The sequence below is a fragment of the Bradyrhizobium sp. WBAH42 genome (genome assembly GCF_024585265.1).
In the GTDB taxonomy this organism is placed as follows: domain Bacteria; phylum Pseudomonadota; class Alphaproteobacteria; order Rhizobiales; family Xanthobacteraceae; genus Bradyrhizobium.
The window spans coordinates 6,118,559-6,137,832 of the sequence record NZ_CP036533.1; the positions used below are offsets into that span (position 1 = coordinate 6,118,559).

18 protein-coding genes and 1 tRNA gene are annotated in these 19,274 nt (G+C 65.5%); 12 read left to right on the forward strand and 7 right to left on the reverse strand.

The features are described from left to right. Positions 1–58 precede the first annotated feature (58 nt). Positions 59–880 carry a dienelactone hydrolase family protein gene (locus DCG74_RS28835; RefSeq protein ID WP_172783073.1) on the forward strand — a complete coding sequence of 274 codons (822 nt, stop codon included), beginning with the start codon at positions 59–61 and terminating at the stop codon, positions 878–880. Positions 881–1,087: 207 nt separating this feature from the next. Here the strand turns inward: DCG74_RS28835 and DCG74_RS28840 are convergent, their stop codons facing one another. Next, positions 1,088–1,501, reverse strand: coding sequence for a hypothetical protein (locus DCG74_RS28840; RefSeq protein ID WP_172783072.1), 414 nt, complete (start codon positions 1,499–1,501; stop codon positions 1,088–1,090). Positions 1,502–1,610: 109 nt separating this feature from the next. Between DCG74_RS28840 and DCG74_RS28845 the strand changes: the two genes are divergently transcribed. Further along, positions 1,611–2,546: a LysR family transcriptional regulator gene (locus DCG74_RS28845; RefSeq protein WP_172783071.1), complete on the forward strand. Its 936-nt coding sequence runs from the start codon at positions 1,611–1,613 to the stop codon at positions 2,544–2,546. A 15-nt stretch (positions 2,547–2,561) separates the two neighbouring features. On the opposite strand, the gene DCG74_RS28850 is transcribed toward DCG74_RS28845, so the two are convergent. Both DCG74_RS28850 and DCG74_RS28855 read right to left on the reverse strand, forming a co-directional pair. Then, on the reverse strand, positions 2,562–3,317 hold the full coding sequence (locus DCG74_RS28850) for an alpha/beta fold hydrolase (RefSeq protein ID WP_172783070.1): 756 nt from the start codon (positions 3,315–3,317) through the stop codon (positions 2,562–2,564). Positions 3,318–3,481: 164 nt separating this feature from the next. Continuing rightward, a complete protein-coding gene (locus tag DCG74_RS28855; protein ID WP_172783069.1) occupies positions 3,482–4,618 on the reverse strand; it encodes a hypothetical protein in 1,137 nt (378 codons plus the stop codon). A gap of 307 nt (positions 4,619–4,925) precedes the next feature. Between DCG74_RS28855 and DCG74_RS28860 the strand changes: the two genes are divergently transcribed. Beyond that, a complete protein-coding gene (locus tag DCG74_RS28860) occupies positions 4,926–5,171 on the forward strand; it encodes a zinc-finger domain-containing protein (protein ID WP_007602543.1) in 246 nt (81 codons plus the stop codon). A gap of 20 nt (positions 5,172–5,191) precedes the next feature. Then, complete coding sequence (locus DCG74_RS28865; RefSeq protein ID WP_172783068.1) at positions 5,192–6,394, forward strand: FAD-dependent monooxygenase; 1,203 nt, start codon at positions 5,192–5,194, stop codon at positions 6,392–6,394. A 25-nt stretch (positions 6,395–6,419) separates the two neighbouring features. On the opposite strand, the gene DCG74_RS28870 is transcribed toward DCG74_RS28865, so the two are convergent. Beyond that, positions 6,420–6,842, reverse strand: coding sequence for a twin-arginine translocation pathway signal (locus DCG74_RS28870; protein ID WP_172783067.1), 423 nt, complete (start codon positions 6,840–6,842; stop codon positions 6,420–6,422). A gap of 172 nt (positions 6,843–7,014) precedes the next feature. On the opposite strand from DCG74_RS28870, the gene DCG74_RS28875 reads away from it, so the two are divergent. Continuing rightward, positions 7,015–7,103 (forward strand) — tRNA-Leu (locus tag DCG74_RS28875). 10 nt (positions 7,104–7,113) lie between these two features. On the opposite strand, the gene DCG74_RS28880 is transcribed toward DCG74_RS28875, so the two are convergent. After that, complete coding sequence (locus tag DCG74_RS28880) at positions 7,114–8,415, reverse strand: hypothetical protein (RefSeq protein WP_172783797.1); 1,302 nt, start codon at positions 8,413–8,415, stop codon at positions 7,114–7,116. Between the two features lie 338 nt (positions 8,416–8,753). On the opposite strand from DCG74_RS28880, the gene DCG74_RS28885 reads away from it, so the two are divergent. Together DCG74_RS28885 and DCG74_RS28890 are read left to right on the forward strand one after the other, a co-directional pair. Further along, positions 8,754–10,001 carry a multidrug effflux MFS transporter gene (locus DCG74_RS28885; RefSeq protein WP_172783066.1) on the forward strand — a complete coding sequence of 416 codons (1,248 nt, stop codon included), beginning with the start codon at positions 8,754–8,756 and terminating at the stop codon, positions 9,999–10,001. A gap of 54 nt (positions 10,002–10,055) precedes the next feature. Then, on the forward strand, positions 10,056–10,196 hold the full coding sequence (locus tag DCG74_RS28890; protein ID WP_172783065.1) for a hypothetical protein: 141 nt from the start codon (positions 10,056–10,058) through the stop codon (positions 10,194–10,196). Between the two features lie 159 nt (positions 10,197–10,355). On the opposite strand, the gene DCG74_RS28895 is transcribed toward DCG74_RS28890, so the two are convergent. Together DCG74_RS28895 and DCG74_RS28900 are read right to left on the reverse strand one after the other, a co-directional pair. Further along, positions 10,356–11,945, reverse strand: a complete 1,590-nt coding sequence (locus DCG74_RS28895; RefSeq protein WP_172783064.1) for a glycosyltransferase family 39 protein — start codon at positions 11,943–11,945, stop codon at positions 10,356–10,358. A 389-nt stretch (positions 11,946–12,334) separates the two neighbouring features. After that, positions 12,335–13,942, reverse strand: a complete 1,608-nt coding sequence (locus DCG74_RS28900; RefSeq protein ID WP_172783063.1) for an ABC transporter substrate-binding protein — start codon at positions 13,940–13,942, stop codon at positions 12,335–12,337. Between DCG74_RS28900 and DCG74_RS28905 the strand changes: the two genes are divergently transcribed. From DCG74_RS28905 to DCG74_RS28925, 5 genes are all read left to right on the forward strand, one after another. Continuing rightward, positions 13,929–14,207, forward strand: a complete 279-nt coding sequence (locus DCG74_RS28905; protein WP_172783062.1) for a hypothetical protein — start codon at positions 13,929–13,931, stop codon at positions 14,205–14,207. The two genes, DCG74_RS28900 and DCG74_RS28905, sit on opposite strands and share 14 nt — an antisense overlap. Position 14,208: 1 nt before the next feature. Next, positions 14,209–15,339, forward strand: coding sequence for a M20/M25/M40 family metallo-hydrolase (locus DCG74_RS28910; protein ID WP_172783061.1), 1,131 nt, complete (start codon positions 14,209–14,211; stop codon positions 15,337–15,339). A 221-nt stretch (positions 15,340–15,560) separates the two neighbouring features. Beyond that, positions 15,561–16,502: an ABC transporter permease gene (locus tag DCG74_RS28915; protein WP_172783060.1), complete on the forward strand. Its 942-nt coding sequence runs from the start codon at positions 15,561–15,563 to the stop codon at positions 16,500–16,502. Between the two features lie 18 nt (positions 16,503–16,520). Further along, complete coding sequence (locus DCG74_RS28920; RefSeq protein ID WP_172783059.1) at positions 16,521–17,408, forward strand: ABC transporter permease; 888 nt, start codon at positions 16,521–16,523, stop codon at positions 17,406–17,408. A 133-nt stretch (positions 17,409–17,541) separates the two neighbouring features. Continuing rightward, positions 17,542–19,191, forward strand: coding sequence for an ABC transporter ATP-binding protein (locus DCG74_RS28925; RefSeq protein ID WP_172783058.1), 1,650 nt, complete (start codon positions 17,542–17,544; stop codon positions 19,189–19,191). Positions 19,192–19,274 lie beyond the last annotated feature (83 nt).

Genomic DNA, 19,274 nt, shown 5'->3' on the forward strand with positions numbered 1-19,274 from the left:
CGCCTGCCCTGTACGGCGATAACAACCGCGCTGTTTGGATTCAAAAGGGGGAAAATCTATGCATCGTGTCGCCTGCACCATTGCGGCCGCGTTGACGGTCCTGTTGTCGACCCGGCTCGAGGCTGAAACGCTCTCGTTCGAGAGCGTTGTCTCTCCTTCCGAGCGGACCGCAATTCTGACTGGCACCTTGTCGCTTCCTCCAGGACCCGGGCCTTTTCCCGTGGTCGTCTTGATGCATCCCTGTGGCGGGCTCGACCGGTTTGGCGTGGCGACCCTTCAGGCGCACGCGAAGAACCTGCAAGCGGCCGGCTTTGGCGCATTCATTCTTGATAGTTTCGGGCCGCGGAATCTCGGCGGAGGAAAGGGTTGTGGAATGGAGGCGTCCCGCTTTCGAAAGGACGATGCCTTTAACGCGAAGGCTTTTCTGGAGAGGAACCCGAAAGTCAGCAAGGACAATCTATTTGCGCTCGGCTTGAGCAGCGGAGGTAGCGCAGCGATCGAGATCGCCAGGGGGACAGCCGAAGCCCGATTTAGAGCCGCGGCGGCCTATTACCCGGAGTGCCACGCATTCAGCCCGAACTTCGCGATACAATCGCCGCTGTTGATCTTCGTTGCCGGGAATGACGACTGGACGTTGCCAGACGGCTGCCTGCGAGCCAAGAACATCAAGTGGGTGGCCGGCGCCGAATTTGACGTGGTCGAGTATCCGAACGCACATCATGGCTTCGATCAACAGCGCGACCGTCCCTTCAAATACAGAGGACACACGCTCGCCTACAGCCCCGACGCCACGGCCGACAGCCGAAAACGAGTGATTGATTTTTTCGTTCGCCACCTGACGGATGATCTCAAGACAAAAATGCGGAAGGATCGCAACTGATCCCTTTGGGCCCAGGTCGGCACGTTCGAGCAGCTAGCGTCTACAACGTAAAAGATACTGGGCGAGGACGTCAAAGCGCGTGGCAACTCAGGCAACATGGCCTCACCCGCGCCGTGACAAGAACTTCAGCGCGCCGGTCTTGTAGACCTTGTCGCCGACCGCACGCATGTGATCTCTGCACCGTCACCGTAATTCACCCACAATTTTTCACATCTCCTTGGCGAGCGCGAACAGCCGGAAATCCTCGAGCGCCGCGTGCCGATGCGGGGCGGCTTCGCGCCGGTAAGTCTCGGTGTCGACGATCGAGCGGAAGGTGGCGAAATCGCCGTATTCATTGATCGCCGCTTCGTCCCAGCGTTCGCCTGACGCGCCGACGAGGCTCGTGAGGACCGGCCCGGAAAACATCCGCGCGAGCGGCTTGCCGGCCGCAAGACGCCGGAATGCCGGCCTGTAGCGTTCATGAAAAGCCTCGCGGCCCGAGCAGGGCGCGGCGTCGAATCCGTCCTCGTAGCGCGCATGCGCGCGGTAGCGCAGCAGATTGAGCATATAGACCGGCTGGCCGGGTGGAATCGCGCGCTCGGCGGCGTCAAGGGCTTGCAGGGTGATTTCGATGGGGTTCATGGGACTTCCCGCGTTTTAAAGCGCCGCAGAATGCGCGCTGACGCTCCCTGAATTAGCCGTTCGGGAATGTCTCTTGTAGTGATCGCCTGGCCATGGCTATGTGGACTACATGTCCACAACGACTTTACCTCCCGACCTCTCGCGTCTCCTCGCCTTCGTCCGCGTCGTCGAGGCGGGCTCGTTCGCCGAAGCCGCGCGCCGGGCGGGGACGACCACCTCGGCGATGTCCAAGGCGGTCGCCCGCTTCGAAAAGGCCCACGGGTTGCGGCTTTTGCATCGCTCCACCCATTCGTTGGCGCTGACCGAAGAGGGCGACCGGCTGATGGCGGCGGGACGCGCCTTGGTTGAAAGTCTCGCCCATGTCCAATCCGCGCTCGGCGAAGTCGCGCGCGACGATGGCGGACGGGTGCGCGTGACCGCCCCCGCTTCGTTCGCGCGCGCCTGCATCCTGCCGCGGCTGCCCACGTTCCTGCGGGAACGACCGGAGCTCGAGATCGAGGTCAAATTCCGCAACGAGATTCTCGATCTCGCGGCGGAAGGCGTCGACGTCGCGATCCGCTCAGGGCCCCTCGACCGCGCGCCCGGCCATCAGGCCCGGCGGCTTTGCACGTTCTCCTGGATCGCATGCGCTTCGCCCGCCTATCTGAACGCGCGCGGCGCGCCGGCCACTCCCTTTGAGCTTTCCGCGCACGACCACGTCGGCTTCCGCAATCCCGCGAGCGGTCAGATCCTGACCTGGCGCTTCGCCGATCCGCGCGGGAAGGGACCCATGCGCGTCACGCCCAAGCCCAAGCACATTTGCGACGACGCGCATGCTTCGCTCGCTTTGATCGCGAATGGGTTTGGGATCGGCTGGGGGCCATCGTGGCTCGTTGGCGAAGACATTCGCACCGGCCGGCTGGTCGAAGTGCTGGCGCCCTGGCGCGCACCTGAGGAACCGCTATGGATGGTGCGTACCTCCGACCGCCGCCCGCCGCTGCGCACGCAGCGCGTCATCTCGTTCCTCAAGACGCTTCCCGCCTTGTTCAGCGACAAGGCGGTGTGAAGCAGCTTTGCCGCCTCACCCCCGCCGCGCCAAAAACTCCAGCACGCCGGTCTTGTAGACCTTGTCGCCGACCGCACGCATGTGGTCGCGGTTCGGAATGTCCAGCACTTCCGCGCCGGGGATGATGGCGCCGAGCGCGCTGGCGCTTCCTGCGACGTCGTCGGCGCTGCCGACTGCGATCAGCACCGGCACGTCGATGCGCGCGGCTTCCTCGCGGGTCATGAGATCGCGCGTGCCGCGCAGGCACGCGGCGAGCGCACGGCGGTCGGAACGGGTCTGGTCGGCGAACGCGCGAAACGTGCGGCCGACGGGATCGGTGACGTCATCCAGCGCGGGCGCCTCCAGCGCCTTCGCCACGTTCTCGCCGGGGCCGCTGCCCTCGATCAGGCCGCCGATGCCGATGCCGCCGAGGATCGCCGAGCGCAGGCGCTGCGGCTCGTTGAGGGAGAGCCAGGCCGTCATCCGCCCGCCCATCGAATAGCCCATGATGTCGGCCTGCGGGATGGCGAGATGATCCATCAGCGCGAGCACGTCGCCGGCCATCACGGGAATCGAATATTGCGCGGGCTCGTAGAGCTTTGCGCTCTCGCCGTGGCCGCGATTGTCGAGCGCAATCACGCGCCGGCCGTTCTTGCGCAGTTCCGAAACCCAGGTCGGGTAGACCCAGTTCACGTTCTTGCTGGAGGCAAAGCCGTGCACCAGGATGATCGGATCGCCCTCGCCTTCGTCGAGATAGGCAATTTCAACGGCGCCGTTGTGAAAGCTCGGCATCATCAGTTCCGTGAGGTCTGGAGGGGAATGGCTGATCTTAGAGCACGATCCGGACAGATGTGCAGCGGTTTTTCCGCGCGACAAACGCGGAGCGCGCTTGCGCGGAGATCATGCTCAAACAATGACCCGGAGCGCGCCGACGATTGACCGCAATTTCGTCTGCTTTAGGCCTTGAGAGCCGCAGCTTCCAGCGCAGCTTCGGCGGCGATCTGCGCGCGGCGAAGCCGCCGCGCTCGCCTGCGATCGCACCAGGCCTGGGTCAGGCGCTCGGTCGTCGCCTTGATGGAGGAGAGCAGGCCGAACAGGGTCACGACCGCGCCAAACAGCCAGAGCGCCAGATCGAACGCGCCGCCGACGAGCAGCAGCGCGCCACGGCCGAGCAGCTTAATGATCGCACGCGTCTTGCCGCCTTGCGCTTCCGCAAGCCGCGCCGCGCGGGCGACGTCCTTCGGGCCTTCGGCGATGCGCAGCGTATCCATGGCGCCCCGCGTGCCGGTCTTTCCGGCGACGCGCGTGACGTCCTTGCCGAGCCGGACCAGCGCACCGGCCTTCTCTGCGCGGAACGCGGCCTTGATCGCGCTCACGGTCTGGCCAGGGCGCAGCACCGAGCCTGATGCCACTGCGTTCCGGAGCATCGGCGTGTCGACGACCTCGCGCGCGGACCGGCCGGCCCATGCGGCGAGCCCCTCGCCGAGCCGTCCGAGCTTGCGCGCATCCTTCACCAGCGTCAGCCCGGCGCGCACCGGCGCGGCACCGCCGACGGAGACGTAGGTTGCCGCCGTCACCGCAAGGCCGGCCGCCGCAAGAGAGAGCACGAGGCGGTCGGTGTCCTCGCCCATGGCGAGGTGCTTGCCCTCGCGCACCACGTCCCTGATGTCGCCGAACACGAAGAGATCGCCGGCCACGGTCCCGGACAGGCTCGCGACATCGTCCGCGTTGCCGGTGACGAGACCGGTGGCGAAGCGCTTGGCGAAATGCGAGGTCGAATTCTCGGCTTTCACGGCGTCGCCGACGCGGCTCAGGAGATCGTCGGGAAGCGCGATGTTGCGGTCACGCGCCAGCGCCACGAAACTGTCGGCGAGATCGGCATCGCCGGCGGCGAGCGCGGCCTCGATATTGTCCTGAACCAGGCGGTCGTTGTGCCGCAGGACTGCATCGAGCTTCAGCTCGGAGAGTGAGGCCGGATCGTCCTGGGCGGCCAGGATCGCGCCGGCCTCGCGGGCATGCGGCGCCACCTGCGCAAGCATGAAGCCGCACGCGGCCACTCCCGCCAACGCCGTACTGATTCGAAACCACTTCATGTGGAAAAGCTCGGATGCCCTTGGATGCCCGCGCGGAACGATACGCCTTTCGTCCCGATTTCACGCAACCACAGAGATAGTATGCCAAAATTGCGACACAACGTCCCCGACGAAAGAAGGGCTTCTCTCAGGCCGCAAGATTGTGTCGAATTTGCATGAGCCAATGAGCATGGGGCGCTTGCGGAGCTTTTCGGTTCCATTGGACTAGCAATCATCTGCACCCGCCAGTATGGTCCGCGGCGCCTCAAAGATGCCGCGTCAGTCGTTGATTGTGTCTGCCGCCTCTGCCACTCCAGGATGAACTACGATGTCCGACCATGTCGTCCCGCACTTTCATAACGATGCCGGTGTCCCCGTCATCGAGATCGGCTCGCAAGAGTTCATGTGCGTGGGCGCCAACCCTCCGTTCGACCATCCGCACGTCTTCCTCGACCTTGGCAACGACAACGAGATCATCTGCCCCTATTGCTCGACGCTGTACCGCTTCGCGGCCGACCTGAAGGCGGGCGAAGCCCGCCCGCCGGAATGCGTGCTGAAGGACAAGGTGGCCTGACCGCGTCCACCGGTTAAGGGGTGGCGCTCTCCCGAACGATTGTCATCGCCGGTGCCGGCATCGGTGGCCTGACGGCCGCACTCGCGCTCGCGGCGCGCGGCTTCCGCATCGTCGTGCTGGAAAAGGCCGAACGCCTGGAGGAAGTCGGCGCCGGCCTGCAGCTCTCCCCCAATGCCAGCCGCGTGCTGGTCGAGCTCGGCCTGACCGAACGCCTCAAGCTTCGCGCCGTCACCCCGGAGGCGGTTTCGATCATGAGCGCGCGCGCCGGCGGCGAGCTGCTGCGCATGCCGCTCGGCGAAGCCTCATCCGCGCGCGCCGGCGCGCCCTATTGGGTGGTGCACCGTGCCGACCTGCAATCGGCCCTCGCCGGCGCCGTTGCCGACCATCCCGACATCGATCTGAAGCTGGGCGCGACGTTCGAGGATGTGGCGCCCCATGCCAAGGGCCTGACGGTGGTCCATCGCAGCGGCACGATCCGCCGCAGCGATCTCGCCAGCGCGCTGATCGGCGCCGATGGCATCTGGTCGACGGTGCGCCAGCATCTGTTTCCCGAGGTGCAGCCGCGCTTCTCCGGCCTGATCGCCTGGCGCGGCACGCTCGATGCCACCCAACTGCCGAAGGACTATACCGCGCGCCGGGTGCAGCTCTGGATGGGACCGAACGCCCATCTGGTCGCCTATCCGATCGCGGGCGGACGCCAGATCAATGTGGTCGCGGTGCTGCCGGGCACCTGGAACCGGCCGGGCTGGAGCACGCCCGGCGATGTCAGCGAGGCGATGGACGCCTTTGCCGGCCCACGCTGGCCGCCGGCGGCGCGGATGATGCTCGCCGCGGTCGACAGCTGGCGCAAATGGGCGCTGTTCGGCGTCCCCGACGGCTGCCCCTGGAGCAAGGGTTCGGTGGCGCTGCTCGGCGATGCCGTGCATGCGATGCTGCCGTTCGCAGCGCAAGGCGCCGGCATGGCGATCGAGGATGCCGCCGTGCTCGCCCGGCACTTGAGCCTCGAGGCCGCCGAGAGCAGCAAAGAGGTTGCCGCCGCGCTGACGCAATACGGCCGTGCGCGCCAGGCGCGGGTGCGGCGGGTGCAGCGGACCGCGCGGCAGCAGGGCCGCATCTATCATCTCAGTGGACCACTGGCGCTCGCACGCGATCTCGCGATCCGCGCGCTCGGCCCGGAGCGCATGCTGGCGCGGCAGGACTGGATCTACGGCTGGCGACCCTGATGCGAACCGCGCGCGGCAGGACGCCTCAGCGGGCGGCCTTGCCGGATTTTGATGCGGGCTTGGCGGCGGCCGCCGGCGATGCCGGAGGCGGCGGCTCCTCAGGCGGCGACTCCCGGCATCTGTTGCGGCGCCAGGCGTCCTCGGCCATTTGGGCCTGCCCGCGCACGGCGACATAATCGTTGCGATAAGCGAGCTCGGACACGACCGCGCCACCGGTCCCGGTCTCGGCCTTCTGCATCAGCGCCCGCAGATCGTCAGTGCGCTTGGCGAGCCCCTTGCGCTCGGTCTCCAGCTGCTTGCAATCGTACAATTCGTATTTGGCGGGATCGGCGAAGGCCGGCGCGATCGTTTCGCTCACGCTGGCGCAGCCGGACAGCGCGAGGCCAGCCGCAAGCAGCGCGAACAGCGCGCCATCGCCGCGCAGCGAAGAGGAAAACGAAGCAGCCATGCCGGATGAATAGCCCCCGTGGATTGAGAATGCCTAAAGCAGCAACAGATGTCCGGATTGAGGCTTTGCCTTGTGCGCCCGGCTCGCTTAAGGAAGAACCGTCCTTTCGGCGACGAACGCGCCAATTCCAGACCGCCGGAACGGACTTAAGTGTTTGATCTCGTTGGATCAAGCGGGCATGGCGGAATTGGTAGACGCAAGGGACTTAAAATCCCTCGGTGCGCAAGCGCTGTGCCGGTTCGACCCCGGCTGCCCGCACCACTCGATTGAATCATCCCTGCTCGAGGCGCTTCGGCTCCGCGCGGAAATCGAGCAGCAGGATCCAGAAGCAGATCAGCGCGGAGGCGAGGAGGATGAAGGTGCCCTCGATCGGCGCTCCCAGAAGCGAGACCAGTGCCGGCAAGGCGAGGCCGACGCCGAGGATGGCGGCGAGCGCCAGGGGCGGAAGATCGACGATGAGGATCGCGGCATAGAGCGCGAGCTCGAAGAAGGCATATTCCTTCAGACGCGGCGAGCAGAGATAGAGCGCGAACATGGCGAGCACCGTAATGCGCATGGCCGTGCGGGGGTGATCCATCAGCCAGCGATCGAGCTCGGTCGGGAGCGATGTCCATCCCCGCGCCGATCCGCTCGCGGCCGCGCGCAGGACGGACTGCGCGAACGGCACGAGCACCAGCGCGAGTGCCGCGAGCGCATAGGCCGCCAACATCGCCGGCTTGCTGTCGCCGAAGCCGGCCTGGGCCATGAGGTCGCGCGCCAGCAGCAAGAGCGACGGATTGGTCTCGACGAGACCGACGGCATGCTGGCCGGGAATCTGTCCTGCGATCGCGAGCAGCCAGCTCGCGAACAGATCGGGATACAGCAGCCGCGACACCGCGACCGGCAACGCGAAGGCGAACGCGCCCACCGCGATCAAGGCCAGCTTGCGGCCGCGCGGCAGCGGCAGGAAATAGAGCGCCGCCAGCACCGGGAAGAACACCAGCTTGAACGAGGTCACGAGGCCGAGCAGCGCAGCGCCGCCGAGGCGCAAGGAAAAGCTCAGATCTCGTCCGGACGCGAGCGGACGCAGCAGGAGCTTCAGCGCGATCGCGGTCAGCACACCGCTCAGCAGCGCAAAATTCCCCGACGCCAGCACAAATTCGAAACCGACGAACGCGCCGAGCGCGCAGAGCACCTTCAGGCCAGCATCGCGCGCGCCGGGACGCGTCCGGCCGAGGCCGGGCAGAAGCAACCCGCAGAGCACGGCGAGGACGAGATAGATGCTTCTGTAATGATCGACCAGAACACCGCCCGCGCAGAGGGGACGGAAAACGTCCAGCGTCACCGGCAGATAGGGGTAAGAATAATTGGTGCCCTTCAGGTTCTTGACGAAGTAGGGATCGAGCCCTTCGGCATGCGCATCGACGGCTGCGCAATTGACCCGGACGTCCCAGCCATATGGCAGGTCGAGCGAGGCATCGTTGGCGAGATTGCCGAGCGCCAGCAGCGCCGTCAGCGCGATCAGGCAGGCAAGCCAGACGTTGCGCCTGCCGGCACTCGCCGCAGGCGCCAACCATCGTGCTGCACCGGACATGTCGGACACGGGCGATACCCTGCTTGGCCTGGCTTCTCCCGGCGCCGTTGCGGCAGCCGGTCCGGCCACAATGGACAGGACGGGTTGCCGATTCATCTCCCCGGCGGGCCATGCGCGATCTTATGGTTAATCCCTGGTTGCCGGGCCCTACCCTCGTTGACGCGGTTTCGGAAAGCGCTTCCATGCGCGCCGCGATCGGTCGAGCATGACCATGGCCGGCAGCGGGGGCCTCGCCAGGTCTTGACCGCCCCTGCTCCGCCTGCCAGCCATCCCGAAACATGGGTTGTGCAACGCAGCATCAGGGCTAGATAAGTCCTTCGATTGCAGGGGTAAGCTTCTTGTCTGACGTCAATGCCGACGATTGGGTGTCCGCGGGACACCGCCCGATGGGTTTTCCGGAATTCGTCATCGTGATCGCGTCCATCATGGCGCTGAATCCGCTCGCCATGGACATGATGTTGCCAGCGCTGCCGAACATCGGCGCCGCCTTCAAGATTCCCGTCGAGAACCATCTGCAACTCGTGCTGTCGACCTTCCTGATCGGCTTTGGCGCCGGCCAGTTCGTCATGGGCCCGCTGTCGGACCGTTTCGGACGCCGGCCGGTGCTGCTCGGCGGCATGGCGGTCTATGCGGTGGCGAGCGTGCTGGCGGTCGCCGCGCCCTCGTTCGAGACGCTGTTGCTGGCGCGTGCGCTCCAGGGGCTCGGCACCTCGGCGACGCGCGTGATCGCGACCTCGATCGTACGCGACTGCTATGTCGGCCGCCGCATGGCGAGCGTGATGTCGCTCGCCATGATGGTGTTCATCGCGGTGCCCGTGGTCGCCCCCTCGTTCGGACAGGCGGTGCTGCTGGTGACGGCGTGGCGCGGCATCTTCGTGGTGCTGATGCTCTACGGCTTGCTCGCACTCGCATGGTGCGTGCTGCGGCTGCCCGAAACCCTCCCCCAGTCCGAGCGCCGATCGCTGGCGCCCGCGGACGTGCTCTCGGCGTTCCGGCAGACCGTGACCCATCGCCAGACCATCGGCTATGCCACGGCGGCCGGCAGCGTCATCGGCGCGCTGTTCGCCTATGTCTTTTGCGCCCAGCAGGTCTTCACCGGCATCTATCATCTCGGCCGATATTTCCCGCTCGCTTTCGCCGCGATCGCCGCCGGCACCGCCATCGCCGGCTTCCTCAACGCGAGGCTGGTCGGCCGGCTCGGCATGCGCGTCATCTCGCACGGCGCGCTGATGCTCTACACATTCGTGGCCGGCGTGATGCTGCTGACGGAATGCCTCGGCGTGCTGCCACTCGCCCTGTTCATGGTGCTCTCCGCCCTGATGATGTTCTCGTTCGGCATGATGGTCGCCAACTTCACCGCGCTCGCGATGGAGCCACAGGGCCACATCGCCGGCACCGCCTCCTCGCTCTACGGCTCGATCACCACGCTGATCGGAATCGTGGTCGGCATGGCGATCGGGCAGAGCTTCGACGGCACGCTGCTGCCCTTCTCGATCGGCTTCTTCCTGTCCACCCTCGCCGCGGTCGCGATCGTGCTGGTGGTCGAGAAGGGACGGCTGTTCAGGCCGCAGCATCGTCCCGTCTGAGGAACCAGGAGGCGGCCTCGATGTTGTCCTGCAGCAATTCTAGAGGATGCTGTAATGGAACTGGAACATCGCGAAGACCACGCCGAGGCAAAGCTTCAAAATGTGGAGCCGTCTGAACCGCGGGCCGAGCAGGTCACGTTCACCGCGCCTCTTGCGAGCGAGGGGCTCGAGCAGGTGCGCGACAGCCATTGCTAGGTCAAATCGATGGCCGCGCCGGGCGAGGGCTTTCTCCTCTTGGAGATTGTCCCGTCGTGGAAGCACCCTCTCCCCAACCCTCTCCCGCAAGCGGGAGAGGGAGCGCACCTCGGTCGCTGCAGCGAATTGATTTCATTTCATCGCATTTCAGAACGACCTCTAGTGGGTTCCTCGCCGGCTGGCGCTGAAATCATCCGCAGCGCTCGGTGCCGGGCTTGCTTGCGGCAGCGCCATCAGCACGATCACCTCGCGAGACACGCCAAGCCGGCCCCATAGCGAGGCCTGCACGGTGAACTCGCGCCTGACGAAACGTCCGCCACGGGCGGACACCCATTCCAGCCAGCGATTGCAGTGCTCCTGCCCCTGGAAACAGAGTGCGGCCCAGCCGCGGTCCAGCGTCGTCCTGCGCGGCAGGCCCCAGGTGTATTGATGCGCGAACGGCCGCGCGTAATAGGGATGGTCCGGGCTGTAGAACGCCGTCGCGAAGGCGAGTGCATCGTCGCCGCTGACGGCGCTCAGCGGCTCGCCGGTCACCTCGCGCCACTGGCGCGTTAATTCGTTGGCCGCCTGCACGTAAAAATTCCGGCCCTCTTCATAGCCGTGATCGTTGCGATGGACGGCATGGATCGGCGCCGCGACCAGGACGGCGGCGAGCGCAGCGCCGGCAACGATCATCGTGACGTTGACCGTGTGGAAGCGCTCGATCGGATAGCTCGTGCCGCAGACCACGAGAATGGCGAACAGGAACAGGCCCTGCAACGCCCAGAGTGACGGCAAATCGGTGCCCATCACAAGCGACGTCAGCAGCGGAAGCACGATCGTGCCGATCGCGACGTAGAACAGAAGCCGCAGGCCCGGGCTCATGGCCGCGAAGTCGGCCGGAAACCGCCTCAGGCGCGGTCCTGCGATGAGCAGCCAGATCACGGCCGATATGCTCATCGCCGCGGCCAGCCCGAGCAGAAAGTTTCTCACCTCGTGGAGTGAGGTTGCGAGGTTGCCGTTGGCATGCGCCAGCGCGTAGGTGAAGGTCGAGGCGCCCGTGGTCGCGAGCCAATGGATGTGGGGCGACAGCGCCGCGAGCCCCACGACCACCGATATCCATGGCGAAGCCGAGCTGAAATAAGCGCGCCGCGCCGGGTGCGCCAGCGCGGCCAAGGCGAAGCTCGCGACGAGGAAGATCGAGTAATATTTGCCGACCATCGCCAGCGCGGTGGTGCATCCCGCCGCGATTGCCCAGGACCAGGCGCGCGTCTCGAATGCGCGCAGGAAGCACCAGGTCGCAAGCGGCCAGATTGCCAGCAGCACCGAATTGGCATTGAAGCGCTGGGCGTGAAATTGATAGACCGGCGTCAGCATCAGGAGCAGCAGCACCAGGACGCGCCTGTGCCCGGTCACGAATTGCCGCGCGATGCGGTCGACGAAGACCAATGCAAGCCCGGCATTGGCCATCGCCATCAACTGCAACGACCAGTCGCTGAGTGGGAAGACGGAGGTCCAGGCGGCGGCAATCCAGCCGCTCAAGGGCGGGTGCTTGTGATAGCCCCAGGCGAAATGCCGGCCCAAGGTCCAGGCCTCGAGCGTATCGGGGTGCAGACCGCCGCCGGCATAGGCGATCGCCAGATAGAGCGTCCAGATCACAACGAAGCAGGCGATGAGAAGCGGCACGGCCCAGCCGGCCTCGACACCGTCGAGCCAGCGCAGGAACGGCCGCCGCCAACGCGCCGGTGCGCGATCTGACCGTTCGGCCATCGCCTGAAGTGCAAAATCGATCGGCACGAGAATCAGATTTGAAGACGGAAAAAAGATGCGCGCGGACGACGCATCTATTTCAGGATTGAAGCAAATAGCAAGAATTGCAGATTGGAAGGGTTAAAAGCACGCGCCTTCGTAGAGATCCCGCTCTCTCACCCGTCATTGCGAGGAGCGAAGCGACGAAGCAATCCAGACTGCCTCTGCGGAAAGATTCTGGATTGCTTCGCTTCGCTCGCAATGACAGAGCGTGTGGCGGCTACCTGAGCTTTGCCGATCGCGATGACTTCTCTGCCCATGTCGACCAGAGCATCGGCCCGAAAAGACGAGCGGCGCCGCTGATCAGCGGCGCCGCCTTTTTGTCCGAGGTCACGAAGGAGGTCCCCGCCTTACTCCGACTTGTCGACGTTCCAGAACACCGGCGTCGCGGGACCGTCGAGCACGCCGGCCAGCGATTTGCGCCAGCCGCTCGGGATGAGATACTGCCCGAGCGGAATGTAGATCACCTGCTCATAGGCTTGCTTCTGGATGTCGGCGGCGATCTTCTTCTGCTCGTCGATCGAGGACGCGCGGACGAAAGCGTCCTTGAGCTGCTCGATCTTGGCGTCCTCCGCCCAGCCGAACCAGCCTTTCTTGCCCTGCCCGCCGATCGAGAGATTGGCGATCGGGTTGGACACGTCGGCCGCGACCCAGTTGGTGAAGAACATGTTCCAGCCGCCTTCCTTCGGCGGCTTCTGGCTCGCACGGCGGCTCACCACCGTCTGCCAGTCGGTTGCCTGCAGGTCGACCTTGAAGCCGGCTTCGCGCAGCAGCTGGGCCGCGACGATCGGCTGCGCCTTCAGCGTCGTGACGTCGCCGGGGGCCATGATCACGATCGGCGTGCCGTCATAGCCGGACTCGGCGAGCGCCTTCTTGGCTTCCGCCATGCCGTTCCCCTTTACCAGGGTCTCGGAGCCTGCATCGGTCGCGAGCGGCGTGTCGCAAATGAAGAAGGCGCCGCAGATCTTCTGATATTTGGCATTGCCGACCAGCGCGTCGAGCACGTCCTTCTGATTGATCGCCAGCAACGCTGCACGCCGCACCTTCACGTTGTCGAACGGCGGATGAAGGAAGTTCATCCGGCCGAGAGTCTGAAAGCCGAACTTGTTCAGGACCTGGATCGTGAGCTCCTTGTTCGCTTCCAGCACCGGCAGCATGTCGAACGGCAGGTTCTCCATGAAGTCGATGTCGCCCGACTGCAGCGCATTCACCGCGGTCTGCGAGTCCGGCATGGTGAGCCACTCGACGCGATCGACCTTCACCACCTTGCCGCCGGAGGTCCAGCTCGCCGGCTCCTTGCGCGGCACGTAATCGGTGTTCTTGACGTAGACCGCCTTCACACCGGGCTGGAATTCTCCCTGCACGAACTTGAAGGGGCCCGAGCCGATCTGCTCGGGAATCTGCTTATCCGCCGGCGTCTCGGCAAGGCGCTTCGGCATCATGAAGGCGACGCGCGAGGACGGCTTGCCGATGGAATCGAGGACGAGGCCGTAGGGCTCCTTCAGCTTCAGCGTGATGGTCTTGGCGTCGGTCGCCTCGATGCTGGCGGTGAAGTCCAAGAGCTTCTGGCCCATGCCGTCGACCGCGGCCCAGCGCTTCAGCGAAGCGACGCAATCTTCCGCCGTAACCGGCGCACCGTCATGCCACTTCAGACCGTCGCGCAGCGTGAAGGTGTAGGTGAGCTTGTCGTCGGAGATCTTCCAGTCCGCCATCTGCGGCTGGACCTTGAAGTTGGAATCGGTGGCCACCAGCGTGTCGTAAACCATGTAGCCATGGTCACGCGTGATGTAGGCCGTGGTGAAGATCGGGTCGATGATGCGCAAATCCGAGTGCATCACTGCGGTGAGGGTCTTGCCGGCCGCAAGCACTGGCGAGGCCAGCGCGGTCGAAAGCGCGACGACCGACAGCGCAAGTGTGGAGGCGAACGCACGAGGCCCCCGGCGCATGAAGTGGAACATAGAAAGTTCTCCTGACGTGAAACTGTTCAAAGGCGGATTATTGGTTGAGCATCCGGTTCGTTCTTTGGGCGAACTAACCATATGCAATGCCTTTATCTTTTCGAGACTTGCAGACAGTGCCGAGCGCGTCAATCCGGTTTCGTTGCAAGCCCTTGCGGCGCATGCACGGGCTCCACCGGGATCGATTTGGCTCTACAACACCTCCACTTGTCCTGACCGCGCCGATGCAATGCGCGTTCCATCTTTCCAGCTCGAGAGACATTGAGATGAATCCTGCCAATCTCCCCTTTGATTCCGAGGCCATGCTCGAGGGCTTGCGCGGCTGGGTCGAATGCGAAAGTCCGACCTGGAACGCAGGCGCCGTGGACCGCATGCTCGATATCGCGGCGCGGGATATGGCGATCATGGGTGCGACGATCGAGCGCATCGCCGGCCGCCAGGGTTTTGCCGGCGTCATCCGCGCGCGCTTTCCCCACCCGAAGCAGGGCGAGCCGGGCATCCTGATCGCCGGCCACATGGACACCGTCCACCCGGTCGGCACCATCGAGAAGCTGACATGGCGGCGCGAGGGCAACAGATGCTACGGCCCCGGCATCTACGACATGAAGGGCGGCAATTATCTCTCGCTGGAAGCGATCCGGCAGCTGGCGCGCGCATCCTTCACCACGCCGCTGCCGATCACGGTGCTGTTCACGCCGGACGAGGAAGTCGGCACGCCCTCGACGCGCGACATCATCGAGGCTGAGGCCGCGCGCAACAAATACGTGCTGGTGCCGGAGCCCGGTCGCGCCGACAACGGCGTCACCACCGGACGTTACGCCATCGCACGCTTCAACCTCGAGGCGACGGGCCGGCCGAGCCACGCCGGCGCCACGCTGTCGGCGGGACGCTCGGCGATCCGCGAGATGGCGCGGCAGATTCTCAGCATCGACGCGATGACGACGGAGGATTGCACCTTCTCGGTCGGCGTCGTGCACGGCGGGCAGTGGGTCAATTGCGTTGCCACCACCGCGACGGGCGAAGCGCTGTCGATGGCCAAGCGCCAGGCCGATCTCGATCGCGGTGTCGAGCGGATGCTGGCGCTGTCGGGCACCAGCAACGATGTCACCTTCAAGGTCACGCGTGGCGTGACGCGGCCGGTCTGGGAGCCGGATGCCGGCACCATGGCGCTGTATGAGAAGGCGCGCGGCATCGCCAAATCCCTTGGCATGGAACTGCCGCATGCAAGCTCCGGCGGCGGCTCCGACGGCAACTTCACCGGCGCGATGGGAATCCCGACGCTCGACGGCCTCGGCGTGCGCGGCGGCAATGGCCACACGCTGGAGGAGTATATCGAAGTCGAAAGTCTCGTTGAGCGTGGTCGGCTGATGGCGGGGCTGCTGGCGACGCTGGAGTGATCGCGAAGCTATTCCGCAGGGTGGGCAAAGGCGCAAAGCGCCGGGCCCACCTTCCTGAGTGAAAGGAGGTGGGCACGCTCCGCTTTGACCGCCCCATCAGGACTGGCTGCACCGCAAAAACTGTGGCCCTCATGGCACGGGAATTGCTGAAATGTTAGGCTGGTGGCAGAACTGACCTCTCGCCGCTGCCACCGATTTGACTCTAAACTGACGGATCCACCTTGCTCGGATATCTCCTTCGCCGAATTCTCGCCGCCGTGCCCGTGATGGGCGTGGTCGCGCTGTTCGTGTTCCTCCTGCTCCGCCTCACCCCCGGCGATCCCGCCGCGATCCTCGCCGGCGACAACGCGACGCCGGAACGGCTCGAGCGCATCCGCGAATCGCTCGGTCTCAATGAGCCGTTGATCGTGCAGTTCATCACCTGGGTGAACAAGCTGCTGCATGGCGATCTCGGAACCTCGCTGATCTCCAACCTGCCTGTCATGAAGATGATCGGCCAGCGCGTCGAGCCGTCGATCTCGATCGCGCTGTGCACCATCATCCTCGCCGTCATCGTCGCAGTTCCCTTGGGGGTGATCGCGGCGTGGAAGCACGGCACCTGGATCGACCGTTTCGTGATGGGTCTGTCCGTGCTCGGCTTCTCGGTGCCGGTGTTCGTGGTCGGCTATGTCCTCATCCAGGTCTTCGCGATCGAGCTGCGCTTGGTGCCGGTGCAGGGCTTCCGTAGCATCTTCAACGGCTTCGGTCCGTTCTTCGAGCGCATGATCCTGCCGACCTGCGCGCTGTCCTTCATCTACATCGCACTGATCGCGCGCATGACGCGTGCGGCGATGCTCGACGTGCTCGGCGAGGACTACGTGCGAACGGCGCGCGCGAAGGGCATCAACGAGGTCGCGGTGATGATGCGCCATGCGCTGCGCAACGCCGCCGTGCCCGTGATCACCGTGATCGGCACCGGCTTTGCGCTCTTGATCTCCGGCGTCGTCGTGACCGAGAGCGTGTTCAACATCCCCGGCATCGGCCGCCTGACCGTGGATGCGGTGCTGGCGCGCGATTATCCGGTGATCCAGGCGATGATCCTGCTGACCTCGCTGATCTACGTCGTGGTCAATCTTCTCATCGACGTCGCCTACACCCTGCTCGATCCCCGGATCCGGTACTGAGGCAAGGACAAGAACAAAATGTCGGTCGATACCTTTCCCCAGTCCTCCATTCCGATCACGTCGCCGCTGCGGCCGCGCTTCGGATTCCTCACCTCGACGCCGATCATCGCCGCGGCGACGGTCCTGCTCGCCTTGATCGTGCTGATCTCGATCCTGGCGCCGCTGATCGCGCCGCACGATCCGATCCAGCTCGCCCCGTCGCAGCGGCTCAAGCCGTCCTCCGCGCAATTCCTGCTCGGCACCGACGCCTACGGCCGCGACCTGTTGTCGCGCGTGATCTATGGCGGCCGCGTCTCGCTCCTGATCGGCATCGGCGCGGCGATCCTGTCGATCGCCATCGGCCTTGCGATCGGCCTCGTCTCCGGCTTCTTCAAGCTGGTCGATTCCGTGATGATGCGCGTCATGGACGGCCTGATGGCGATGCCGAGCATCCTGCTCGCGATCGCCGTGGTGTCGCTCTCCGGCGCCAGCCTCTGGACCGTGCTGATCGCGATCACGATCCCCGAGATTCCGCGCGTGGCCCGCTTGGTCCGCTCCGTCGTGCTGTCGGCGCGCGAGGAGCCTTACGTCGAGGCCGCGATCTCGGTCGGCTCGAGCCTGCCGAAGATCATGTGGCGCCATTTGATGCCCAACACGATCGCGCCGCTGATCGTCCAGGGCACCTATATCTGCGCCAGCGCCATCCTGACCGAGGCCATCCTCTCCTTCCTCGGCGCCGGCATTTCGCCGGAGACGCCGACCTGGGGCAACATCATGGCCGAGGGCCGCCAGTACTTCCAGATCAAGCCGTCGCTGATCTTCTGGCCGGGCCTGTTGCTCTCCATCGCCATCCTCAGCATCAACCTGATCGGCGACGCCGCCCGCGACGCCCTCGATCCGCGCATGAAGCAGCGGGAGGGGAAGTGAGGATCCTTCGTTTCGTCATTCCGGGGCGCGACGAAGTCGCGAGCCCGGAATCCATCTCACCACTTGCATCGCGGCTCAATGGATTCCGGGTTCGCGCTACGCGCGCCCCGGAATGACGGCGGAGAGAATTGACGTGACCAACACCATCCTCGATATCAACAACCTCGTCGTGTCCATCGGCAAGAAGCCGAAAGGCGCTAACATCATCGACGGTATTTCGATCCAGGTGCGCGAGCGCGAGACGCTGTGCCTCGTCGGCGAAAGCGGCTCGGGCAAGTCGGTGACCTCGCTCACCACGATGGGCCTGTTGCCGAAGGGCACGCTGGTGCCGACCGCCGGCAGCGTGAAGCTGGTCGGCGAGGAGCTGCTCACCGCCACCGACCGCCGCCTGCGCCAGCTGCGCGCGACCAAGATGGCGATGATCTTCCAGGAGCCGATGACCGCGCTCAATCCGGTGGTGCCAGTCGGCCGCCAGATCGACGAGGTGCTGCGCGCGCACACCAAGCTCGATGCCAGGGCGCGCAAGAAGCGCATCCTCGACATGATGGAGCAGGTCCGCCTGCCCCAGGTCGAGCGCATCTTCGCCTCCTACCCTCACCGCCTCTCCGGCGGCCAGCGCCAGCGCATCATGATCGCGATGGCGCTGGTGCTGGAGCCGAAGCTGCTCATTGCCGACGAGCCGACCACCGCGCTCGACGTCACCACGCAGAAGCAGATCCTGACCCTGATCCGCGACCTCCAGCGCGATCACGGCACCGCCGTGCTGTTCATCACCCACGACATGGGCGTGGTCGCCGAGATCGCCGACCGCGTCGCGGTGATGCGGCAGGGCCGCCTGGTCGAGACCGGCGCGCTCGAGACCGTGCTGCGCAACCCGACCATGGAATACACGCGCAACCTGCTCGCCTCGGTGCCGAGCCTGGTGCCGCGGGCGCCGCGCGAGGAAACCCGCGAGCCCGTGGTGCTCGAGGCCAACGAGCTCAGCAAGGTTTACAAGGAGCGCGCCTTCTTCGGCAAAGGCCGCGAGGTCGTCGCGGCCGACAAGGTCACGCTCACCCTGCGCAAGGGCCGCACGCTCGGCATCGTCGGCGAAAGCGGCTCGGGCAAGTCGACGGTGGCGCGCTGCATCGTGCGCCTGATCGACCCGACCTCCGGCGGCGTGCGCCTCGCCGGCCGCGAGATCGCCGACATTTCGCGCCGCCTGCTGCAGCCGCACCGGCAGAAGATCCAGATCGTGTTCCAGGATCCCTACCGCTCGCTCAACCCACGCGTCACCGTCGGCGAGAGCATCGCGGAAGGCCCGATCAATTACGGCACTTCGCATGCCGACGCGATGAAGCGCGCGCGCGAGCTGCTCGAGCTGGTCGGCCTGCCGCCCGACGCCGTGTCGCGCTATCCGCACCAATTCTCCGGCGGCCAGCGTCAGCGCATCGCCATCGCCCGGGCGCTCGCGCTCGATCCCGACGTGCTGGTCGCGGACGAAGCGGTTTCCGCGCTCGACGTCTCCGTGCAGGCGCAGGTGCTGGAACTGCTCGACGAGATCCAGAAGCGGCTCGGCATCGCCATCCTGTTCATCACTCATGACTTACGCGTCGCAGCCCAGATCTGCGACGAGGTCGTGGTGATGCAGCACGGCCGCGTCGTCGAACAAGGACCGGCCGCCGAAGTGCTCACGCATCCGAAGGAGGCCTACACCAAGGCCCTGCTGGATGCAGCGCCGGGGCGTAATTGGGATTTTGCGAACTTCCGGCCGGTGGCGGAGGCCGTGGGGGCGAGCGCGTAATCCCGCTGTCATTCCGGGGCATCGCGAAGCGATGAGCCCGGAATCCATCAGGCCGCGGACTCTGTTGCACGATGGATTCCGGG